This is a genomic window from Arthrobacter sp. TE12232, from assembly GCF_054062615.1.
Window position 1 is genome coordinate 748,976 of sequence record NZ_JBSSFK010000001.1, and the last position, 17,710, is coordinate 766,685.

At 69.0% G+C, this 17,710-nt stretch carries 11 protein-coding genes; 5 read left to right on the forward strand and 6 right to left on the reverse strand.

Annotation, left to right across the window (positions count from 1 at the left end):
- Nucleotides 1-36: 36 nt before the first annotated feature.
- The gene (locus tag ACVWZ7_RS03375) at nt 37-2,613 is read left to right on the forward strand and encodes a DNA gyrase/topoisomerase IV subunit A (RefSeq protein WP_456506983.1); all 2,577 of its coding nucleotides are present in this window, start codon (nt 37-39) and stop codon (nt 2,611-2,613) included.
- 287 nt (nt 2,614-2,900) lie between these two features.
- Here the strand turns inward: ACVWZ7_RS03375 and ACVWZ7_RS03380 are convergent, their stop codons facing one another.
- A complete protein-coding gene (locus ACVWZ7_RS03380) occupies nt 2,901-3,284 on the reverse strand; it encodes a VOC family protein (RefSeq protein ID WP_116768194.1) in 384 nt (127 codons plus the stop codon).
- Between the two features lie 371 nt (nt 3,285-3,655).
- Nucleotides 3,656-5,680, reverse strand: coding sequence for a DUF222 domain-containing protein (locus tag ACVWZ7_RS03385; protein ID WP_456506984.1), 2,025 nt, complete (start codon nt 5,678-5,680; stop codon nt 3,656-3,658).
- 164 nt (nt 5,681-5,844) lie between these two features.
- Here ACVWZ7_RS03385 and ACVWZ7_RS03390 point away from each other — a divergent pair, with 164 nt between their 5' ends.
- Nucleotides 5,845-6,363, forward strand: a complete 519-nt coding sequence (locus ACVWZ7_RS03390) for a DinB family protein (RefSeq protein WP_456506985.1) — start codon at nt 5,845-5,847, stop codon at nt 6,361-6,363.
- 147 nt (nt 6,364-6,510) lie between these two features.
- Here ACVWZ7_RS03390 and ACVWZ7_RS03395 read toward each other — a convergent pair whose 3' ends face one another.
- The 4 genes from ACVWZ7_RS03395 to ACVWZ7_RS03410 all read right to left on the reverse strand — a co-directional run bounded on the left by ACVWZ7_RS03395 (nt 6,511) and on the right by ACVWZ7_RS03410 (nt 14,125).
- Complete coding sequence (locus tag ACVWZ7_RS03395) at nt 6,511-7,533, reverse strand: GNAT family N-acetyltransferase (protein WP_456506986.1); 1,023 nt, start codon at nt 7,531-7,533, stop codon at nt 6,511-6,513.
- Between the two features lie 21 nt (nt 7,534-7,554).
- Nucleotides 7,555-11,403 (reverse strand): thiol reductant ABC exporter subunit CydD, encoded by a 3,849-nt coding sequence (cydD, locus tag ACVWZ7_RS03400; protein ID WP_456506987.1) that lies wholly within the window; start codon nt 11,401-11,403, stop codon nt 7,555-7,557.
- A gap of 7 nt (nt 11,404-11,410) precedes the next feature.
- Nucleotides 11,411-12,460 carry a cytochrome d ubiquinol oxidase subunit II gene (cydB, locus tag ACVWZ7_RS03405; protein WP_091256506.1) on the reverse strand — a complete coding sequence of 350 codons (1,050 nt, stop codon included), beginning with the start codon at nt 12,458-12,460 and terminating at the stop codon, nt 11,411-11,413.
- Between the two features lie 63 nt (nt 12,461-12,523).
- The gene (locus tag ACVWZ7_RS03410; RefSeq protein WP_344363411.1) at nt 12,524-14,125 is read right to left on the reverse strand and encodes a cytochrome ubiquinol oxidase subunit I; all 1,602 of its coding nucleotides are present in this window, start codon (nt 14,123-14,125) and stop codon (nt 12,524-12,526) included.
- A 412-nt stretch (nt 14,126-14,537) separates the two neighbouring features.
- On the opposite strand from ACVWZ7_RS03410, the gene ACVWZ7_RS03415 reads away from it, so the two are divergent.
- From ACVWZ7_RS03415 to rox, 3 genes are all read left to right on the forward strand, one after another.
- Nucleotides 14,538-14,924 carry a BlaI/MecI/CopY family transcriptional regulator gene (locus ACVWZ7_RS03415; RefSeq protein ID WP_091256503.1) on the forward strand — a complete coding sequence of 129 codons (387 nt, stop codon included), beginning with the start codon at nt 14,538-14,540 and terminating at the stop codon, nt 14,922-14,924.
- A 6-nt stretch (nt 14,925-14,930) separates the two neighbouring features.
- Nucleotides 14,931-15,920 (forward strand): M56 family metallopeptidase, encoded by a 990-nt coding sequence (locus ACVWZ7_RS03420; RefSeq protein ID WP_456506988.1) that lies wholly within the window; start codon nt 14,931-14,933, stop codon nt 15,918-15,920.
- Between the two features lie 286 nt (nt 15,921-16,206).
- Nucleotides 16,207-17,697, forward strand: coding sequence for a rifampin monooxygenase (gene rox / locus ACVWZ7_RS03425; protein ID WP_456506989.1), 1,491 nt, complete (start codon nt 16,207-16,209; stop codon nt 17,695-17,697).
- The last annotated feature ends 13 nt before the right edge of the window (nt 17,698-17,710 follow it).

Sequence of the window (17,710 nt, forward strand, 5' to 3'; positions counted from 1 at the left end):
CCGTTCAGCACCCCCTCAGAAGGACCCACCAGCCCCATGGCACGCCGCCAAACCACGCCCCCGGCAGGGGACGCCAGCCAAGATTCCGCAGGAACATTCGTAGAGAACATCGTCGATATTGATGTCACGTCCGAGATGGAAGGCTCGTTCCTCGAATACGCCTATTCGGTGATCTACTCGCGGGCCCTCCCGGACGCCCGCGACGGCTTGAAGCCCGTGCAGCGCCGCATCCTGTACATGATGAGCGACATGGGGCTGCGCCCGGACCGGGGCCACGTCAAGAGCGCCCGCGTCGTGGGCGAGGTCATGGGCAAGCTGCACCCCCACGGCGACGCGGCGATCTACGACGCCATGGTCCGCATGGCGCAGGACTTCTCCCTGCGGCTGCCGCTGATCGACGGACATGGCAACTTCGGCTCGCTCGACGACGGGCCGGCCGCGCCCCGCTACACGGAGGCCCGGCTGGCGGCTGCGGCTCTGACCCTCACGGACCACCTCGACGAGGACGTCGTCGATTTCGTTCCGAACTACGACAACCAGCTGACCCAGCCGGACGTACTCCCGGCCGCGTTCCCCAACCTGCTGGTCAACGGCGCCACGGGCATCGCCGTCGGCATGGCCACGAACATGGCCCCGCACAACCTCGTGGAGGTCATCGCCGCCGCGCGGCACCTGATCGAAAACCCGGACGCCACGCTCGAGGACATCATGAAGTTCGTCCCCGGCCCGGACCTGCCCACGGGCGGCCGGATCGTTGGCCTGGACGGCATCCGCGACGCCTACGCCACGGGCCGAGGCTCCTTCAAGACCCGAGCCAAGGTGGAGATCGAGCAACTCTCGGCCCGCCGCACCGGCCTGGTGGTCACGGAACTGCCCTACATGGTGGGGCCGGAGAAGGTGATCGAGAAGATCAAGGACGCCGTCAACGGCAAGAAGCTCACCGGCATCAGCGACATCGTGGACCTCACGGATCGCAAGCACGGCCTGCGCCTGGTCATTGAGCTCAAGAACGGCTTCAATCCCAATGCGGTACTCCAGCAGCTCTACCGCTACACCCCGATGGAAGACTCCTTCGGCATCAACAACGTCACGCTCGTGGACGGGCAGCCCCAGACCCTCGGGCTGCTGCAGCTGCTCTCGGTCTATGTGGACCACCGGATCAACGTTGTACGCCGCCGCACGGCCTTCCGGCTGGGCAAGAAGAAGGACCGCCTGCACCTGGTCGAGGGCCTCCTGATCGCGATCGTTGACATTGACGAGGTCATCCAGATCATCCGGTCCTCCGACGAGGTTGCCGCGGCCCGGACCCGGCTGATGTCCATCTACGACCTCACCGAGATCCAGGCCAACTACATCCTGGAACTGCGGCTGCGGCAGCTGACCAAGTACTCGCGGATCGAACTGGAGAAGGAGCAGGAGGAGCTCCGCCGGGAAATCGCCGAGCTCGAGGCCATCCTGGGCTCCCCCGCGCTGCTGCGTGGCCTCGTCTCAGACGAACTCGGCGAGATCGCGGAGAAGTACGGCACCCCGCGGCGGACAGTGCTGCTGGAATCCGAGGCCGTCTCCCCCACCGTCGCGGCCGCCGCGGGCGCCGTCACCGGGGCCAAGGGCAAGGCGGCGCCGCTGGCGCTCGAGATCGCGGACGATCCCTGCTGGGCCATCCTCACGGCGTCCGGTCAGATCGCGCGCACTTCCAACCAGGAAAGCCTGGCCGAGGCAGGCCCCCGGACCCGGCATGACGTTTTCTCCTCCGTGGTCAAGACATCAGCCCGCGGCGAGATCGCGGCCGTGACGTCGCAGGGACGCATGCTGCGCCTTCAGGTCATGGACATGCCCGTGCTCCCGCCGACGTCGGGCACTCCGAACATGGCTGGCGGCGTGCCGGCCAAGGACTTCATCACCCTCCTCAAGGGCGAGTCGCTTGTGGCTTTCGTTCCCCTGGACCAGATCCTCGCAATCGGAACCGCCCAGGGCGTAGTCAAGCGGGTGCAGCCGGACTATCCGCTGAATCGCGAGGACTGGGAAGTGATCGCGCTCAAGGACAAGGACACCGTGGTGGGTGTTACGTCCGCCGGGTCCGACGACGACGATCTCGTCTTCATCACGCGCCAGGCCCAACTGCTGCGCTTCAGTGCTTCCGCGGTCCGCCCGCAGGGCCGGACCGCAGGCGGCATGACCGGAATCAAGATGGCCGCCGGGGACCGGGTTCTGTTCTTCGGGACCGCCAACGCCGCCGACGCCGCCGCCGTAGTCGTGACGATCGCTGGGACCGAAGGGGCCCTGCCGGGCACCGCCCCCGGGGCTGCCAAGGTCACCGCGCTGGCCGAATACCCGGCCAAGGGCCGGGCCACGGCCGGAGTGCGGGCCCACCGCTTCCTCAAGGGCGAGGACACGCTGCTCCTCGGCTGGGCCGGCCACGGTCCCGCCAAGGCTTCCTCTTCGGCGGGCGTGGCGCGATCCCTCCCGGGCGAGCACGGCCGCCGCGACGGTTCCGGGATCCCCCTGTCCCAGGCCATCGACGCCATTGGCCCCAGCATGGCGTGGTCCGAGGAACCGGAGGCCGGGGCCGCGCCTGCGGCCTCCGCCGGGACCCCGGCCGGGACGGACGCGTAGCCGTCTTGGTTCGCAAGGTGCGCACAGTTTCCGAGGGCCGTGGTTTCGTAGTCCGCATGTCAGCAGTCCGGGACAGATGTGTAGCCGTCTGACCACACAAAGCCCCGTCGGGCCGCGTTTTCGCGGCCCGACCGGGCTTTGTGCTCACTCCTTACAATCGGGCTTTACGTCCGATCCATAAGCTCGGGCGCCGTCGCCGGACCCGGCGTGAAGGATTGACCTGAAGGATTGGCGTCCGGCAATCTCTCTTTCCGCAGGCGCCATTCCAAGGTTCCGTGGAGTAGGGGCTACGCCATGTGGTTGAGGCTCAAGATGTTGCCCTCGGTGTCCAGGAACCATGCGGCCGAACTCCCGTCCGGAGTGGTGGCAATTCCGTCCTCGGTTTTCAGGCCCGGGAAGTCGTATTCCTCGAAGACGATTCCATTGGCCCGGAGTTCCGCAACGGCAGCCGGCAGGTCGTCGACCATCCAGCCGATCTGCGTGTTCTTGGCGGTGCCGGCGTTAGGCGTTTGGTACAGGAGGAACCGGGTTCCGCCGCCGCACGTGTACTGCAGGTTGTCCTCGGCATCCGGGTTGTCGGGTTCAAGCCCGAGCTTGTCGCGGTAGAAACCCCGTGCACGGGCGATATCCGCCGCCGGTAGCACAGCGCCGACTTGCTGATCCTTGAGCATGGCTATTCTCTTTCCAGGCCCGCCCCCCGGAAGGAATTTTACTCCTCCGGGCGCCGCGCGTACCCGTGAAACTGAAGCAGGATTTCCGGTGACTGCCAGCGGCTCGCCCCGTCCACCGAGCGCGCCCGGGGGCCGTTTCATTAAACTGCTCGAGCCGCCGTCATGCGGCCGTGGTGAGGATCCCTGGCAACCGGGCGGGACTCGGTGGTGCGGGCGTCATGAGGAGCCGCCGTCGCCAACCGGGTCGCCGTCATGGGGCCGTGGCCACCGCGAACGGCAGCGGGCGCTGCCGTCACTGCCGTCGCTGCCGGGTCCGTGATCACACGGCCGGCATCATCGCCGCGATCATGCCGTCTCTGTCCGGGCCGCGGTCATGCTGCCCGGGCGGGTCGGGCGGGTGTGAAGTAGTGGTTGCGGCGGGGTTTTTGGCCGGGGTCGATGTGGGGTGGCGGGATGAACCAGGGAACCCCGCTCCGCAGCCGGATGGTCCACGCCTCCTTGTGGATCAGGTGGTGGTGATGGGAGCACAGCAGGGCCCCGTTCTCCGTGCCCGTGGTCCCGCCGCGGGACCAGTACGTGATGTGGTGCGCTTCGCACCAGGGCGCGGGGATGGTGCAGCCCGGGAAGGCGCAGCCGAGGTCCCGGGCGATGAGGGCTTTGCGGAGGTGGGGCGGGAAGATCCGGGACGCCCGGCCGATGTCCAGGATCCGTCCCTCACCCCCGAGCAGGACGGGGATGATGTCGGCGTCGCAGGCGATCTTCCGGATGGTGGAGGCGGTGACGGGTCCGGTGAACAGCAGCGATCCCGTTTCCCGCACCGCCCCCGCGGGCCGGAACGCCCCACCGGCCGTTTCCTGAGCTTCTGTCGGGCCGGTCTGGGCGTCGGGGGTGGTGCCGAGCCGGGTCAGCAGGTCCCGGTAATCGATGGTGACCATGACCTGGGGCCGGAGCCCGCCCGCGGCGGGCAGGCCCCCGGTGGCGAGGGCGATCCCGCAGGCACCGACCAGGCCGTCGAGCAGCCGCTGGGGCCGGGACCGATGATCCAGCCCCGCCGCCCCCGGATCCTCCTCGCACACCGGCTGCCCCGCTGCTGCGGGGGCGTCATCCGGAACGGCATGAGTCACTGGGGCGGGAGCCTGGGCATCCGCGTGAGTCGACTCGCCGCCGGCCCGGGCATCACAGGTCGGCACGCCGGCCCCCGCATCCGTGACCGGCCACTCGCCGGCGGGCGCACTGGGAGCCCACCCCACGGCGAAAGCCGTGCCGGCAGGCTCGGCGGCCGATACCTCAGAGGCGGCGGCTTTCGTGGGCCCGGCGGCGGCGGTGTTTGTGGTGCCGGTGCGGGGGTTGGTGCCGATGTTCATGACGGTGAGGAGGTATTCGAACTGTTCGGTGGTCGCGAAAATCTCAAGATGGTGCAGGCCGTGGCGCCGGCGCCGGATGAAGGCGCCCTGCAGCCGGCGCAGCAGCTCCTCGGAGGGCTCGGCACCGTCCTGATCCAGCGCATCGGCCCAGCCCCGGGCGACACGGGCCAGGAAGTCCGCGTCGTTTTCCGCGGCCGTGCGCGTCAGGGCGTTCTCCATCCGCCCCAGGGACCCGGCGTCACAGACGTGCCGGACCTTCTCCAGCGCCGCCGTGATGATCGTCGCAGCCCGGGACGCGACCTGCCCGGCCGCGACCGCCGCACCGAGTTCCGCGTGCACGGCCGGGACGGGCTGGCCGGTGAGTCCCCGGCGGGGCAGCAGGCCCCCGGCGAGGGCGAGCCGGCGCTTGGCCTCCGGGGCGCTGATCCGCAGCCGCGCCCGCAGGAACTCCGCCGTGTTCCGATACCCGTCCTCCACCAACGCCGCGTCACCGGCCGCATCCGACGGCACACCCTCCCCGGCCAGCGCGTCGGGTGAAGCGGCAGAACCGGGCACACCGTCGGTCCCACCATTGATTCCGCCGTCGATTCCACCGTCGATCCCGGCGCTCACCGTGCCGGATGGTGCGCCACTGGCGGCCGCGGTTCCGGGGGCGTCGTCGCGCCAGCCCGTCGTCCACGACATGCCGGCCCCCGCCCCGGCTGCCGCGGCGGCCTGCGTCCTGGTCCGGTCCACTGCACCGGCCGCCACCAGCTGCAAAAACTCCACCCGGCGCGAGAGCTCCTCCACCCGCCCGGCGAAGTCCGCCGCGGCCCGGAAATCCCACAACGCCGCATCCTGAACCGCCGTCGACCCCACAGCCTCCAACGCGGCCAGCGCAACATCCACACCCGACCGCCCGGCCGGACCCGTACCACCGCCTGCGTCGAGGCGTGTGCCGGGATCCGCGCCGCAGCCTGCAGCGCGACCGGTGCACCGATCCGTGCCCTGCCCGTCGTCCCCGAGAGGAATGAAACCCCTGGCGGCTTCCATGAAACCAGTCTCCTCCGGGGGTCTGACATTCTTAGCGCGAACCCAAATTCCAACCCCGCGAGTGGGTCGCGATTCTTCCGAGCTTTGCCCCGGAGGCTGCAAGGCTTCGGGATGCCGCACGTGACAGGGATGCCCGACGGCACAAATGCACTTACACTGCTGGAATGCCTATCATCCCGGATAACAAGGACTGGACTTGGGTCCTGTCGCGGCCCTGCCCCGAGTGCGGTTTCGATGCCTCCGTTGCGACCCCGGCCACCGTGCCCGGGATCATCACCACCATGCTCCCGCGGTGGCGCGCCGCCCTCCGCCGGCCGCACGCGGCGGAGCGGCCCGATGAGGCCACCTGGTCCGTTCTCGAGTACGGCTGCCACGTCCGGGACGTCTTCACACTCTTCGATCACCGTTTGGCGCTCATGCTGAGCGAGGACGACGCCCGGTTCGATGACTGGGACCAGGACCGGACAGCCATCGAACAGGACTACGCCAACGCCGATCCTGCCGAAGTCGGCGCCGAACTGACCGCCGAGGGCGAGCAGATTGCTGCGTCCTTCGCCCGCGTCACGGAGGAGGACTGGGACCGCAAGGGGACCCGGAGCAACGGCTCAGTATTCACGGTCCTGACCTTTGCGCAGTACTTCCTGCACGATGTCATCCATCACCTCCACGATGTGGACGGTTAGCCCCTCGACGGTTAGCGCTGGGACCGCGGTCCCCTACGTGGACTGCAGGCTGCGGGCCCGGTAGCCTGCAGTCCTTCATCCCCCGGTCCGCTAGCTAGCGGCCCCAAGTGCAGTCCCCCGAGCAGACGCCCCCTAACCCACAGCCGACTACAGATCCTTGTCCCACGCCATGCTGCGGTTGACTGCCGAATAGCCCATCTTGATGTACAGCGCGAGGGCTCCGGTGGGGTTTTCTGAATCGACGTCCAAGGAGGCCACGTCCATTCCGGCGGCGGCAAATCGGCGCATGGCATCCGCCAGGAGGACCTGCGCGATGCCACGGCCGCGGAAATCCCGCCGCACTCCCAGCAGCTCTGTGTACCCCTCGCGGTAGCCACGGGCCAAGGCGCCCTCGGCGTCGTAGGTGGCCAACTGGTAGCCCGCCACCGTTCCCGTGGAACGCTCAAGCACGACGCCGCTGAGGTCCGGCCGGGCCTGCGGATCGTTCACCACAAAACCCCATCCCTCTTCGTCCCGGGGCTCGCTGCCCCAGTGGTCCCGAAATGCGTCATTGTGCGCCAGCCGCACGGGCTCGTGGAGCGCTGGCCCGAAGGTCACGAGCTCCAGTCCGGGGTCTAGGACACCATCGGGCAACGCCTGGTTCAGTGGCCGGTGCATCTCGTTGTAGTAGCGGACAATGCTGTAGCCGGAGCCCGCGAACAAAGCCGCCTGGTGTTGATGTTTCTCCTCCATGTAGAGCCGCAGCCTCGGATGCGGCTCCACCGCTCCGGCCTCCGCCACGCCGCCTGCCGCTGCAGCATCCTCCACGAAGCGCTCCCTGGTCCGCTGTTCCATCCAGCCCAACAGCCCGGTGCCGATTCCACTCCCCTGCCACGCAGGATCCACGCAACCGGACCCTGTCGCCTTATCCCCGTCGCGGTTCTTGGTGACCCTGGCGTACGCCCGGGCAATGCCTTGCGGATCGAACCCGAGGATGGTGTTCGCCGCCACCGGGTTGTTCTTCGACTCCAGGATCTGCTCCAGATCGGCGCGGCGCTCGAACCAGACGGGCTGCTCCACGGCGGCGGTCCGGGCGATCAGTCCGGCCCACTCATCGAGGTCCTGCTGTTCTGCCGCCCGCCAAACCAGCCGGGAATCCAGCGGGTGCAGGGTATCGCCTTGTCGGTTCATGGCAACAGGCTAACGGGCACCCTACCCCCGCGCCAGCACCGCCGCCGCAGCCGGATTCGTGCCAAGGGCAGCCGCGGCGTCGAGGTCCAGACAGATATCAGCGACGTCGATATCGTCCGGGTTGTGCGTTACGAGGACCACCGTGCGGTCCTTCAGGCCGTCCCGCAACTCGGCCAGCATGAGCCGTCCGGCCTCCGCGTCGAGGTGCGCCGTCGGTTCATCGAGCAGGATGACATCGGCCCCGGTCATGAGCGTCCGTGCGACGGCCAGGCGCTGGCGCTCCCCGCCGCTGAGGAACGCCCCGCCCGGTCCGATCCGGGTGTCCAGGCCGTCCTCAAGCCGGGCCAGCACCGGGCCGAGCCCCACGGCGTCGAGCGCAGCCCGCATCTGCTCGTCACTTCCGGCTGGCGCTCCGCCGCCGGCGGCCGCGGCGCCTCCTGAGGGCGCGGCGGCTTCCCGGCCCCGCGCGGCATCTCGGGCCCGCGCGGCATCTCCAGACGTGTTGCCGCGGCCGGACTCTGTCTCCACAGCCGCCCCTGGCCGCGCCAACAGAAGGTTGCCTCGGATGGTGGAGTCGAACAGATGGGCCTCCTGCGGGCACCAGGCCGCGCGGCCGGTCAAAAACAGGTGGCCACTGGTTGCCGGGAGGAAACCCAGGGCCACAGCGAGCAGCGTGGACTTGCCTGATCCGGATGCGCCAGTGACGGCAAGCCAGCGTCCCGGGCCGGCCGCGGCCGTGAGCCCGGTAAAGACGTTGCCGCCGCCAGGCCACCCGGCGGCGAGGTCAACCAGCTCGATCCCGGGCTCCCCGTCGGGCCGTGCCGCCCTAGGAACCAGCCCGCCGTCGGCGACTTCGCCGCCTTCCGGTCCGCTGTCAGCCCCCGCGTCCAGGACTCCTGCGTTGCTGATGCGCCGCAACACGGCGCGCAGCGCCGGGAACTGCCGCACGCCCGTTGTGATGGCCGCGTAGGGGTCCACCAAAGCGAGTTGCACGAGCACGACGACGGCGACCGTCGCCGGTTCGACCGCGCCGCTAAGAGCCAGCGGGGCGGCCAGTACGGCGCTGGCCAACGCTGCGCCGGCACAGGCCAGGACGGTCAGCGACTGGCCGAGGCCTTCCGCCCAGGCCGACCGCTGCGAGGCCGCTGTCGCCGACCGGTCGGCCCTGCTGATGGCACCCAGCACGGGAGCGGTCACTCCGTTGGCGTGAAGTTCTGCGCGGGCGTCCAGGGCGGCGGCGACGTCTCGGAGCACGCCGGAGCGGAGCTGCTGTTCGGTGCCGGCGGACATGCGGTCGGCCGCCAATGCAAGGGCGGGGGCCACGATAATGCTCAGCAGCGCCGCTGCGGCCACGGCCGGAAGCGCCGCCGGGAGCAGGAAGCCGATGCCGACCACTGCGGTCACGGCGACAGCGACAGCGGTGACGGGCGGCAGGACGACGCGGGGAAGGAGATCACGGAGGGTATCGACGTCGTCCACCACCGTGCCCAGGACGTTGCCGCCCTGCAGAAGCCGGCGCAAGGACAGGGCGCGGCGGCTCAGCGATTCCCAAAGCCGGCCCCGGAGCCTGGTTAGGGCGGCGAAGACGGCATCGTGCAGGAGCAGCCGTTCGGCGTACCGCAGGCCCGCCCGGCCGACTCCGAAGAACCGCACGCCGACGATCGCCGTCAGCAGGTAGAGAATGGGTGGCTGTTCGCTGGCACGGATGATCAGCCAGCCGGACAGGCCGGCGAGGGCGACGGCGAAGAGGGCCGCCAGCGTGCCCACGGCTCCGGCGGCGGCAAACCGGCCCGCCACCGGTGCCAGCAGCCGGCCCAGCCGGGCCACGACCGAGCCGGCGTGCGGGGCTGACTCGGCTGATGGGGCGGCCGGCGTCCCGGGCGCCGCTCCGGTCCGCATCGGGTCCGGTTCAGCGACGGGGGCCCGTCCGACGCTAGTTGCTGCGGCCGGCACGGTCCTCCGGTCCGGCACAGTCGCCGCAGTCGACGCCGATACCGCAACAGGCGCTGCCGCCGCAGCACGGACGGTCGACGGCGGCACGATTGCTGCAGCGTGCACGTCCGTGTCTCCCCCCGCGGATGCCGTCAGCGCCACGCGGTCCGTATGCTCAATGCCGCGGTGTCCTCCGCCGTGTGGAGCAACCGCGACGAGCCTGTCGGCCAGCTCCCGGGTCTGCCGGTCGTGCGCGACGAGCAGCACGGTGACCCGTCCCCGGAGCCCGGCGAGGGCCCCGGTAACCACTGTGGCGGAACTCCGGTCCAGGTGGGCGGTCGGCTCGTCCAGGAGTAGTACGGTGGCGCCGGCTTCGATCCGCGCCAGCCCGCGCGCCAGCGCCACCCGCCGCAGCTCCCCCGGGCTCAACTCGGCCGGGTGTTTGGCCGCCAGATGCTCCGCGGCCACGGCGGCAAGGCACCGCAGTGCCGCCGCATCGCCCTCCGACCCAGCCGGAGGATTGGCAGAAGTACCCGCCGGAGTCCTCACGGACATTCTGGCCGTAGCAGCACTGCCCGGAGTGCCGGCCGCGGCGGCGTCGGGTCCGTAGGCGGGAATGCCGAGGTACAGGCGGACCTCGTCCAGTACGGTGGGTGCCACCATGACAGGGTGCTGTGGCACCCAGGCGACCTCCGCCGTCGTGAATCCTCCGATGTGCCCCGACACGACGGTGCTTGCGCCCGTCCCGACAGTACCCGCGAGGACACCGAGCACCGTACTCTTTCCGGCGCCGCTGGGCCCGTCAAGGGCCGTGATACGGCCGGCATCTGCGGTGAGGCTCAGCGGCCCGACGGCGGCTTCCGTGCGTCCGCCGAAACGGACCGTCAGCCCGTCCACGGCGACGGCAGGCGGCCCTCCGGCCGGGACGCCAGCCGCGGTCAGGTCAGCGGACTGTCCCTCAGCTCCTGCGGCGGCTCCAGCGGCCGGAGTCGGCATCAGCGGCGAGGCTCCCGGATCCGCGAGGACCGCGGTGGTTTCGGCGAGCGCGGCCCGGCCTTCGTCGCTCGCGTGGTGTGCAGTGCCGAGTTCCCGGAGCGGCAGGTAGCAGTCGGGGGCCAGGATGAGCGCCAGCAGTCCGGCCTCCAGCGCCATGTCGCCGTGCACCAGTCGGACGCCGATAAACACGGCAACCACTGCCACGGAAATCGTCGCGATGAGCTCCAAGGCCAGGGCGGAGAGGAAGGCCGTACGCAAAGTCCCCATGGTCCGGGAACGGTATTCCTCGGACATATCCTCGAGTGCCTTGCGCTGGGCCGTGGCCCGGCCCAGGCCAACCAGGACGGGCAGGCCCTTGGCGAGTTCGAGCATGTGGCCGGAGAGCCGGGCCAGCGCCGACTGGGCTTCCCGGACCCGGTCCTCGGTGTACCGTCCAATCAGCACCATAAACAGGGGCACCAACGGCACCGTCAACACGATCACCACTGCGCTGATCCAATCGGCGAACAGGATGCGCGCCCCCAGCAGCAGCGGGATGGCCGCGCAGTTCACCAGCGCGGGCAGAAACTGGGTGTAGTAGTTGTCCAGGGCATCCAGCCCCCGGGTGGCGAGGACAGCGAGGCCGCCGTCGGCCGGGCCCGCCGACCGTGTCCCGCTCCTCAGCGCCCGCTCCAGAAGTTGCGAGCGGAGCTCCTCCTTCACCCCCAGCGCCGCCCGGCGCGAGGCCACCGACTGGGCCCACACGGTCAGTGAGCGCAGCACGGCTCCGGCCACCCCGAGGACGAGCTGGTCGGCCCAGGCCGGATCATGCGCCGCGAGACCGGCGAGCATCGATGCGACAGCCTGCGCCATCAGCACGAGCGATAGGGCCTTCAGTGCGGCCAGCAGGCCCAGCAGGTAGAGCGCGGAACGGGTTGCGGGGCCGGCGGGGAACGGTTTCATCAGGCAGCTAGTCCTTCGGTGCGAGCGCTTTGGCGGCAATCGCGGGCAGGAAGCTGTGGGCCTCGGGGATGTGTGCGGCGCTTACCCGGCGCCGGAACACCCAGTACGTCCAGGCCTGGTATGCCAGGACGAGTGGCAGCCCGATGCAGGCCACGATGCTCATCAGGCCCAGGGTGTAGTCCGAGGACGAGGCGTTGGTGACTGTCAGGTTGAATGCGGGATCCAGGGTGGACGGCATCACCACGGGGAACGCGGCACCGAAGATGGATGCGCTGCCGAGCAGGAGGAACGCCCCGAGCGACATGAAGGCACGGCCCTCGGCACCCTTGCGGGCGAAGTTCCAGGCGAGTACTGCTGCCACGACGGCTGCGACGACGGCGGCCATGGTCCAGGCCTCGCCGCTGAGCAGCTGCAGGCTCACGGCCCAGCCGGCGATGGGCAGCAGCAGTACGGGCAGGAGCCGGACGAACCACGCCCGCGCCCGGTGACGGACCTCGCCGTCGGTCTTCAGCGCCAGGAACCCGAGCCCGTGCAGGAGGGAGAACCCGACGACGGCGAGACCGCCAAGCACGGCATAACCGCTGAACCAGGCGAACGGTCCGCCCACGCGGTCGCCGTTGGCATCAATCGGCAGCCCAGTGGTGGTCAGCGCCAGCGCGGCGCCGACACCGAAGGCCGCGACGAAGGAACCGGCCGAGATGGCCCAGTCCCAGCGGGCGCGCCACTTCGGGTTGTCCACCTTGCCGCGGTATTCGAAGGCGACCGCACGGAAGATGAGCGCCACGAGGACCAGCAGGAGCGGCAGGTACAGCGCGGAGAACAGCGAGGCGTACCACAGCGGGAAGGCCGCGAAGGTGGCACCCCCGGCGGTCAGGAGCCAGACCTCGTTGCCGTCCCAGACCGGGCCGATCGTATTGATCAGGACGCGGCGCTCAGTGTTGTTCCGGGCGAAACCCTTCATCAGCATGCCGACGCCGAGGTCGAAGCCCTCGAGAAAGAGATAGCCCGTCCACAGCACCGCGATGGCAATGAACCAGATGGTGGGTAGCAGTTCCATGCTGAGAATCCTCTGCGCTTCTTCGTGTGGGGTTGCTGAATAGGTGGGTTGCTGAGCGGGCGCTTAGTAGGCGAACGCCAGGACGTCGTCGCCCTCGGGCGTGCCCGGTGTGCCGCCCGGGGGCGTGCCGCCCTCCGACTCGTCCGCCGGGGCGTGTGCGAGTTCCGGCATAGCCGCGGCCACACCGCCGCGGATGTATTTGACCAGGAGCTTGACCTCGACCACCAGCAGCACGGCATAGATGGTGGTCAGCACGACGAGGGAGGTCAGGATCTCGCCGGCGGACACACCCGGTGAGACAGCGGCGGCGGTGAACATGAAGACCTGATCGATGCCGCTGGGGTCAGGGTTCGGGGCGACGACGAACGGCTGGCGGCCCATCTCGGTGAAGATCCAGCCAGCGGCATTGGCGCCGAATGGTGCGAGGATGCCGAACACCGCCAGGCGCATGAGGCCCCGGGAGGCCGGCACGGTTCCCTTGCGGGTGGCCCAGAGGGCCACGAGGGCCGCGAGGGCGGCGATGCCACCAAAGCCGATCATCATGCGGAAGCCCCAGTAGGTGACTTCCATGACCGGAACGTACTGGATGGGCTGGCCCGCGCGGTCCCCGTAGATGGGGTTGTCCGGCAGGGTGGTGCCGTACTTGGCCTTGTACTCGTCCAGCAGGCTGTTGACGCCCTTGACCTCGGTGCTGAAGTCGCCCTTGGCCAGGAAGGACAGGATGCCGGGAACCTCGATCACAGCGACGATGTCGTTGCAGTTCTTGGAACCGAGGTTGCCGACGCTGAGGACCGAGAACCCGGTGCCGTCGTGGCAGGCTGCCTCGGCGGCGGCCATCTTCATGGGCTGCTGTTCGAACATGAGCTTGCCCTGCAGATCCCCGGTGACAGCGGTGCCCGCAAAGGAAATCATGGCGACGACGGCTCCGATGCGCAGCGAGCGGATCCACACAGTGTGGTCGTTGCGGTCCCGTCCGGGGATTCCGGGGGCTTCGCCGGGAATCACTTTGCCGTCGGTCCCGATGGTGTCGATCCCGTCGTGGCGGCGGCGCCACAGGTGGTACCAGGCGATGCCGAGGAGGAAGGCTCCGGCGACGGCGAGGGCACCGAAGAGGGTGTGGGGCACGGCAACAAGGGCGGTGTTGTTCGTGAAGACGGCCCAGGCATCGGTCATGACGGGCCGGCCATTGACCATTTGTACGCCGACCGGGTGCTGCATCCAGCTGTTGGCCACGATGATGAAGTACGCCGAGAAGACAGAACCGATCACGGCGATCCAGAGGCAGGCCAGGTGGAGGCCGGGCTTGAGTTGCTTCCAGCCGAAGATCCACAGGCCCAGGAATGTCGACTCGACGAAGAAGGCCAAGAGCGCTTCCATGGCCAGCGGGGCGCCGAACACGTCGCCGACAAAGCGGCTGTACTCGCTCCAGGCCATGCCGAACTGGAATTCCTGCACGATTCCCGTGGCGACGCCCATGATGAAGTTGATCAGGAAGAGCTTGCCCCAGAACTTGGTCATGCGGAGATACTCCGGCTTGCCGGTGCGGTACCAGAGCGTCTGGATCACAGCCACCACCAGGCCAAGGCCGATCGTGAGCGGCACCATCATGAAGTGGTAGACCGTGGTGATTCCGAATTGCCAGCGTGCGATTTCCAAGGCGTCCAAGGCAGTCCCTACTTTAGCTAGGCTCGAGCAACTTCTACACTCTGTAGAAGTGATACTTCTACAGAGTGTAGAACACATCGGCACTTCGTCGTAAACCAGACTCCCACGGGGCGTCATGGCCCGCAATGGGCCGGACAGCCCCCGCTCCGGCGGCGGGCCCGGCACCCTCGGTCCGCCGTTGGGGGCCGCCACCGGCGGCCGACATCCGAGGCCGCAAGCCGCCGTTGGACCGCCGCCGTCGGTGCTGCCGGGCGCGCCACCCGACACGCCGGACGGCCGTGTTCTACTTCATGTAGAAAGAATGTGCAAAACACGGTAAATTTATAACAACGTATTCACATACACCGCCCCGGCAGGCACCAGCTTTTCCCCAGCACGACGCCGGTGCGGCAGGCATAGAAGGATGTACGGAATGGCAAGTCTCGGTGAACTGGAACGGGCAGTGATGGACCTGCTCTGGGCAGGTCAAGAAGCTGCGACAGCCAATACCCTGCGGGATCTCCTCGCGCAGAGCACCCACCCCCAGGACGGCACCGCCGGCCACGAGGGCAAGGACCTAGCGGTCACCACGGTGCTGACCGTGCTCTCCCGCCTCGAGCGGAAGGGCCTCGTGGAGCGCGAACGCGGCACCCGACCGCACCGCTACCAGGCCGTTTCCAGCCGCGCGGACCACACCGCGGAACTCATGCACGAGGTCCTCGGCTCGGCCCCGGACCGCGAGGCCGTCCTGGCCCGGTTCATTGGTTCCGTCACGGACAACGAGGCAGAAACCCTGCGCAAGCTGCTGGGCCGCAGCTAGCGCCCGATGTTCTGGACCTCATATTTTCTGGCGGTCCTGGCGATAGCACTGGCCTGGCCGGTGCCTATCCTCCTCTCGCGTGCCCAGTGGCCGGCACGCTCCCCCTTCACGGCGATGCTGCTGTGGCAGGCGATCGCCCTTGCCGGTGGCCTGTCCATGATCGGCGCGATGCTCGTCTACGGGCTTGAGCCGGTCGGGGACAACCTGCTTTCCGGCCTGCGCGCACTGGCGGGGATGGTGTTCAACAATGCCCCCACCACGGATCTGGGCTTCTGGCACATCTTTGCGCTCTCCGCCGCGGCCCTGCTGACGGCGCATCTCGTTTTCACGCTGCTGCTGACCTACTACAAGATCCAGCGCCAGCGCCGGCGCCACCGGGAACTGCTGGACCTGCTCGCCTCGCCGTCCGCCGACGGGCCGCGAACGGTGGTCCTCAACGTGGACTCCCCCGTGGCCTACTGCCTGCCCGGCGGCGCACGCTCCGTGACTGTTCTCTCCGACGGGCTCATGGCCGCGCTGGAACCCGCTGAGCTCCGTGCGGTCCTGATCCATGAGAACGCGCATTTGAGCCAGCGCCACCATCTCCTGCTGTGGGCCTTCGCCGCGTGGCGCCAGGCCCTGCCGTGGCTCCCCACCACTCGGCTGGCCCAGGATTCGGTCAACTCCCTGATCGAAATGCTGGCCGACGACGTCGCCCTCAAGACCGAGAGCAAAGCCACTCTCATCAAGGCAATCGCGATCGTGGCCAGCGGCTCCCCGACGGCCCCGGCGACGCGCCTGGCATTCGGCGAACCCGGCCTGCCCGACGCCGACCCAAGCCAGCCCGGCGCCACCGGGGGCACCGGCTCGGCAGGCACGACGGCGTCCCGCGTCAGCCGCCTGCTCTCGCCCCAGCCCCCGCTTCCGGATGCCCTGCGCGCGGCCGTCCTGGCAGCCTGCGTACTGCTGCTGGCCCTGCCGACGGCTCTGTTATTGGTCCCCGGCCTGCTCGGCTGAAGCTCTGTCATTTTCGGAAGGCGTCTGCACGGAAGGCGTCGTGGCAGGCATGCGGGCGATGAGCAGCGTCCTCGCAACACCGCTCCCGCACATGCGAAGGGCAAGGAGAATTAATCTCCTTGCCCTTTTCAGGTTATAGCTCGCCAGGGGACTTGCCGCAAGGCCCCTGCCAACGGCCAGAATAGTGAGTCGCGGCCAAAATACCCGAGGAAATGGGGACTGCTCCGGGCGATTCCGCGATTCGGGGCCGCAGGCCGGAAGGTGATTTCTTGGATTGGGGTTTCACATGTTCGACGTGATCATTAGCGGCGGCGGGCCGACGGGGATGATGCTGGCCAGCGAGTTGCGGCTGCACGACGTGGACGTGCTCGTGCTGGAGAAGGACGCGGAGCCGAGCGAGACTGTCCGCTCGCTTGGCCTGCACCCGCGCAGCATTGAGATCATGGACCAACGCGGGCTGCTGGACCGTTTCCTCGCACACGGGCAGCAGTATCCCGGCGGCGTAGGCCGCTTCGCCGCGATCGATAAACCCCGGCCGGCGAATTTGGACACCGCACACGGCTACGTCCTCGGCATCCCCCAGCCGGTCACCGATCGCCTGCTGGCCGAGCGCGCCGTCGAGCTCGGCGCGCAGATCCGCCGCGGCTCCGAGGTGACGGGTGTAGAGCAGGACGGGGACGGGGTGAGCGTCGGGCTCGCCGACGGCACACGGCTGCGCTCCCGATGGCTGGTCGGCTGCGACGGGGGACGCAGCCTGGTGCGCAGGCTGCTCGGCGTTGGCTTCCCCGGCGAGCCCGCCAACACGGAGTGGCTCCTCGGCGAGGTCGAGGTGACCGCGCCGCCGGACGAGCTGGCTGAAGTGGCGGACGAGGTGCGCAAGACCCACAAGGGGTTCGGCATCGGCCCCGCCGGAAACGGCCTGTACCGCGCCGTCGTACCCGCGGCGACCGTGGCCGAGGATCGCTCGGTCCCGCCGACCCTGGCGGAGTTCCGGACGCAGCTGCGGGCGTACGCGGGCACCGACTTCGGCGTCCACTCACCACGCTCGCTATCCCGTTTCAGCGACGCCACCCGGATTGCCGATCGATACCGAGTGGACCGGGTACTTCTCGCCGGCGACGCGGCGCACATCCACCCGCCGCTGGGAGGGCAGGGTTTGAACCTCGGCATCCAGGACGCCTTCAACCTCGGCTGGAAGCTCGCCGCCGAGGTCAACGGGTGGGCACCGGGCGGGCTGCTGGACACCTATTACGCCGAGCGTCACCCGGTCGCCGAGGACGTGCTCACCATCACCCGCGCCCAGAGCGAACTGCTCTCCCCCGAGCCGGGCCCGCAGGCCGTGCGCCGGCTGCTGACTGCGCTGATGGACTTTGAGGACGTCCGCCGTTTCCTGGCGGAGAAGGTCACCGCGATCGGGGTCCGCTACGACTTCGGCGAAGGACCTGAGCTTCTCGGCAGGCGACTGCGCGACATCCCTCTCTCGCGCTGCCGCCTGTATGAGCTCACCCGCGAAGGCCGCGGGCTCCTGCTGGACCAGACCGGCGAACTCTCCGTGGCAGGATGGCAGGATCGGATCGACCACGTCGTGGACGTCAGCGGGGAACTGGACGCGCCCGCGGTCCTGCTCCGGCCAGACGGCCACGTCGCATGGATCGGCGATGACCAAAAAGACCTGCTCCACCACCTGCCGACATGGTTCGGAGCCACCTCCGCGGACGTCGGAGGCGTTCACGATCGCCATGGCTGGCGTGATGATCGACGACGAACGGGGTCTTAGTGTCCCGGGTCCG

Bases quoted from the DNA above. Each gene is read 5' to 3' on its own strand.
- ACVWZ7_RS03375 (WP_456506983.1), top strand. From the start codon at position 37: ATGGCACGCCGCCAAACCACGCCCCCGGCAGGGGACGCCAGCCAAGAT.
- ACVWZ7_RS03380 (WP_116768194.1), bottom strand. From the start codon at position 3,284: ATGCTCAAGGATCAGCAAGTCGGCGCTGTGCTACCGGCGGCGGATATC.
- ACVWZ7_RS03385 (WP_456506984.1), bottom strand. From the start codon at position 5,680: ATGGAAGCCGCCAGGGGTTTCATTCCTCTCGGGGACGACGGGCAGGGC.
- ACVWZ7_RS03390 (WP_456506985.1), top strand. From the start codon at position 5,845: ATGCCTATCATCCCGGATAACAAGGACTGGACTTGGGTCCTGTCGCGG.
- ACVWZ7_RS03395 (WP_456506986.1), bottom strand. From the start codon at position 7,533: ATGAACCGACAAGGCGATACCCTGCACCCGCTGGATTCCCGGCTGGTT.
- cydD (WP_456506987.1), bottom strand. From the start codon at position 11,403: ATGAAACCGTTCCCCGCCGGCCCCGCAACCCGTTCCGCGCTCTACCTG.
- cydB (WP_091256506.1), bottom strand. From the start codon at position 12,460: ATGGAACTGCTACCCACCATCTGGTTCATTGCCATCGCGGTGCTGTGG.
- ACVWZ7_RS03415 (WP_091256503.1), top strand. From the start codon at position 14,538: ATGGCAAGTCTCGGTGAACTGGAACGGGCAGTGATGGACCTGCTCTGG.
- ACVWZ7_RS03420 (WP_456506988.1), top strand. From the start codon at position 14,931: ATGTTCTGGACCTCATATTTTCTGGCGGTCCTGGCGATAGCACTGGCC.
- rox (WP_456506989.1), top strand. From the start codon at position 16,207: ATGTTCGACGTGATCATTAGCGGCGGCGGGCCGACGGGGATGATGCTG.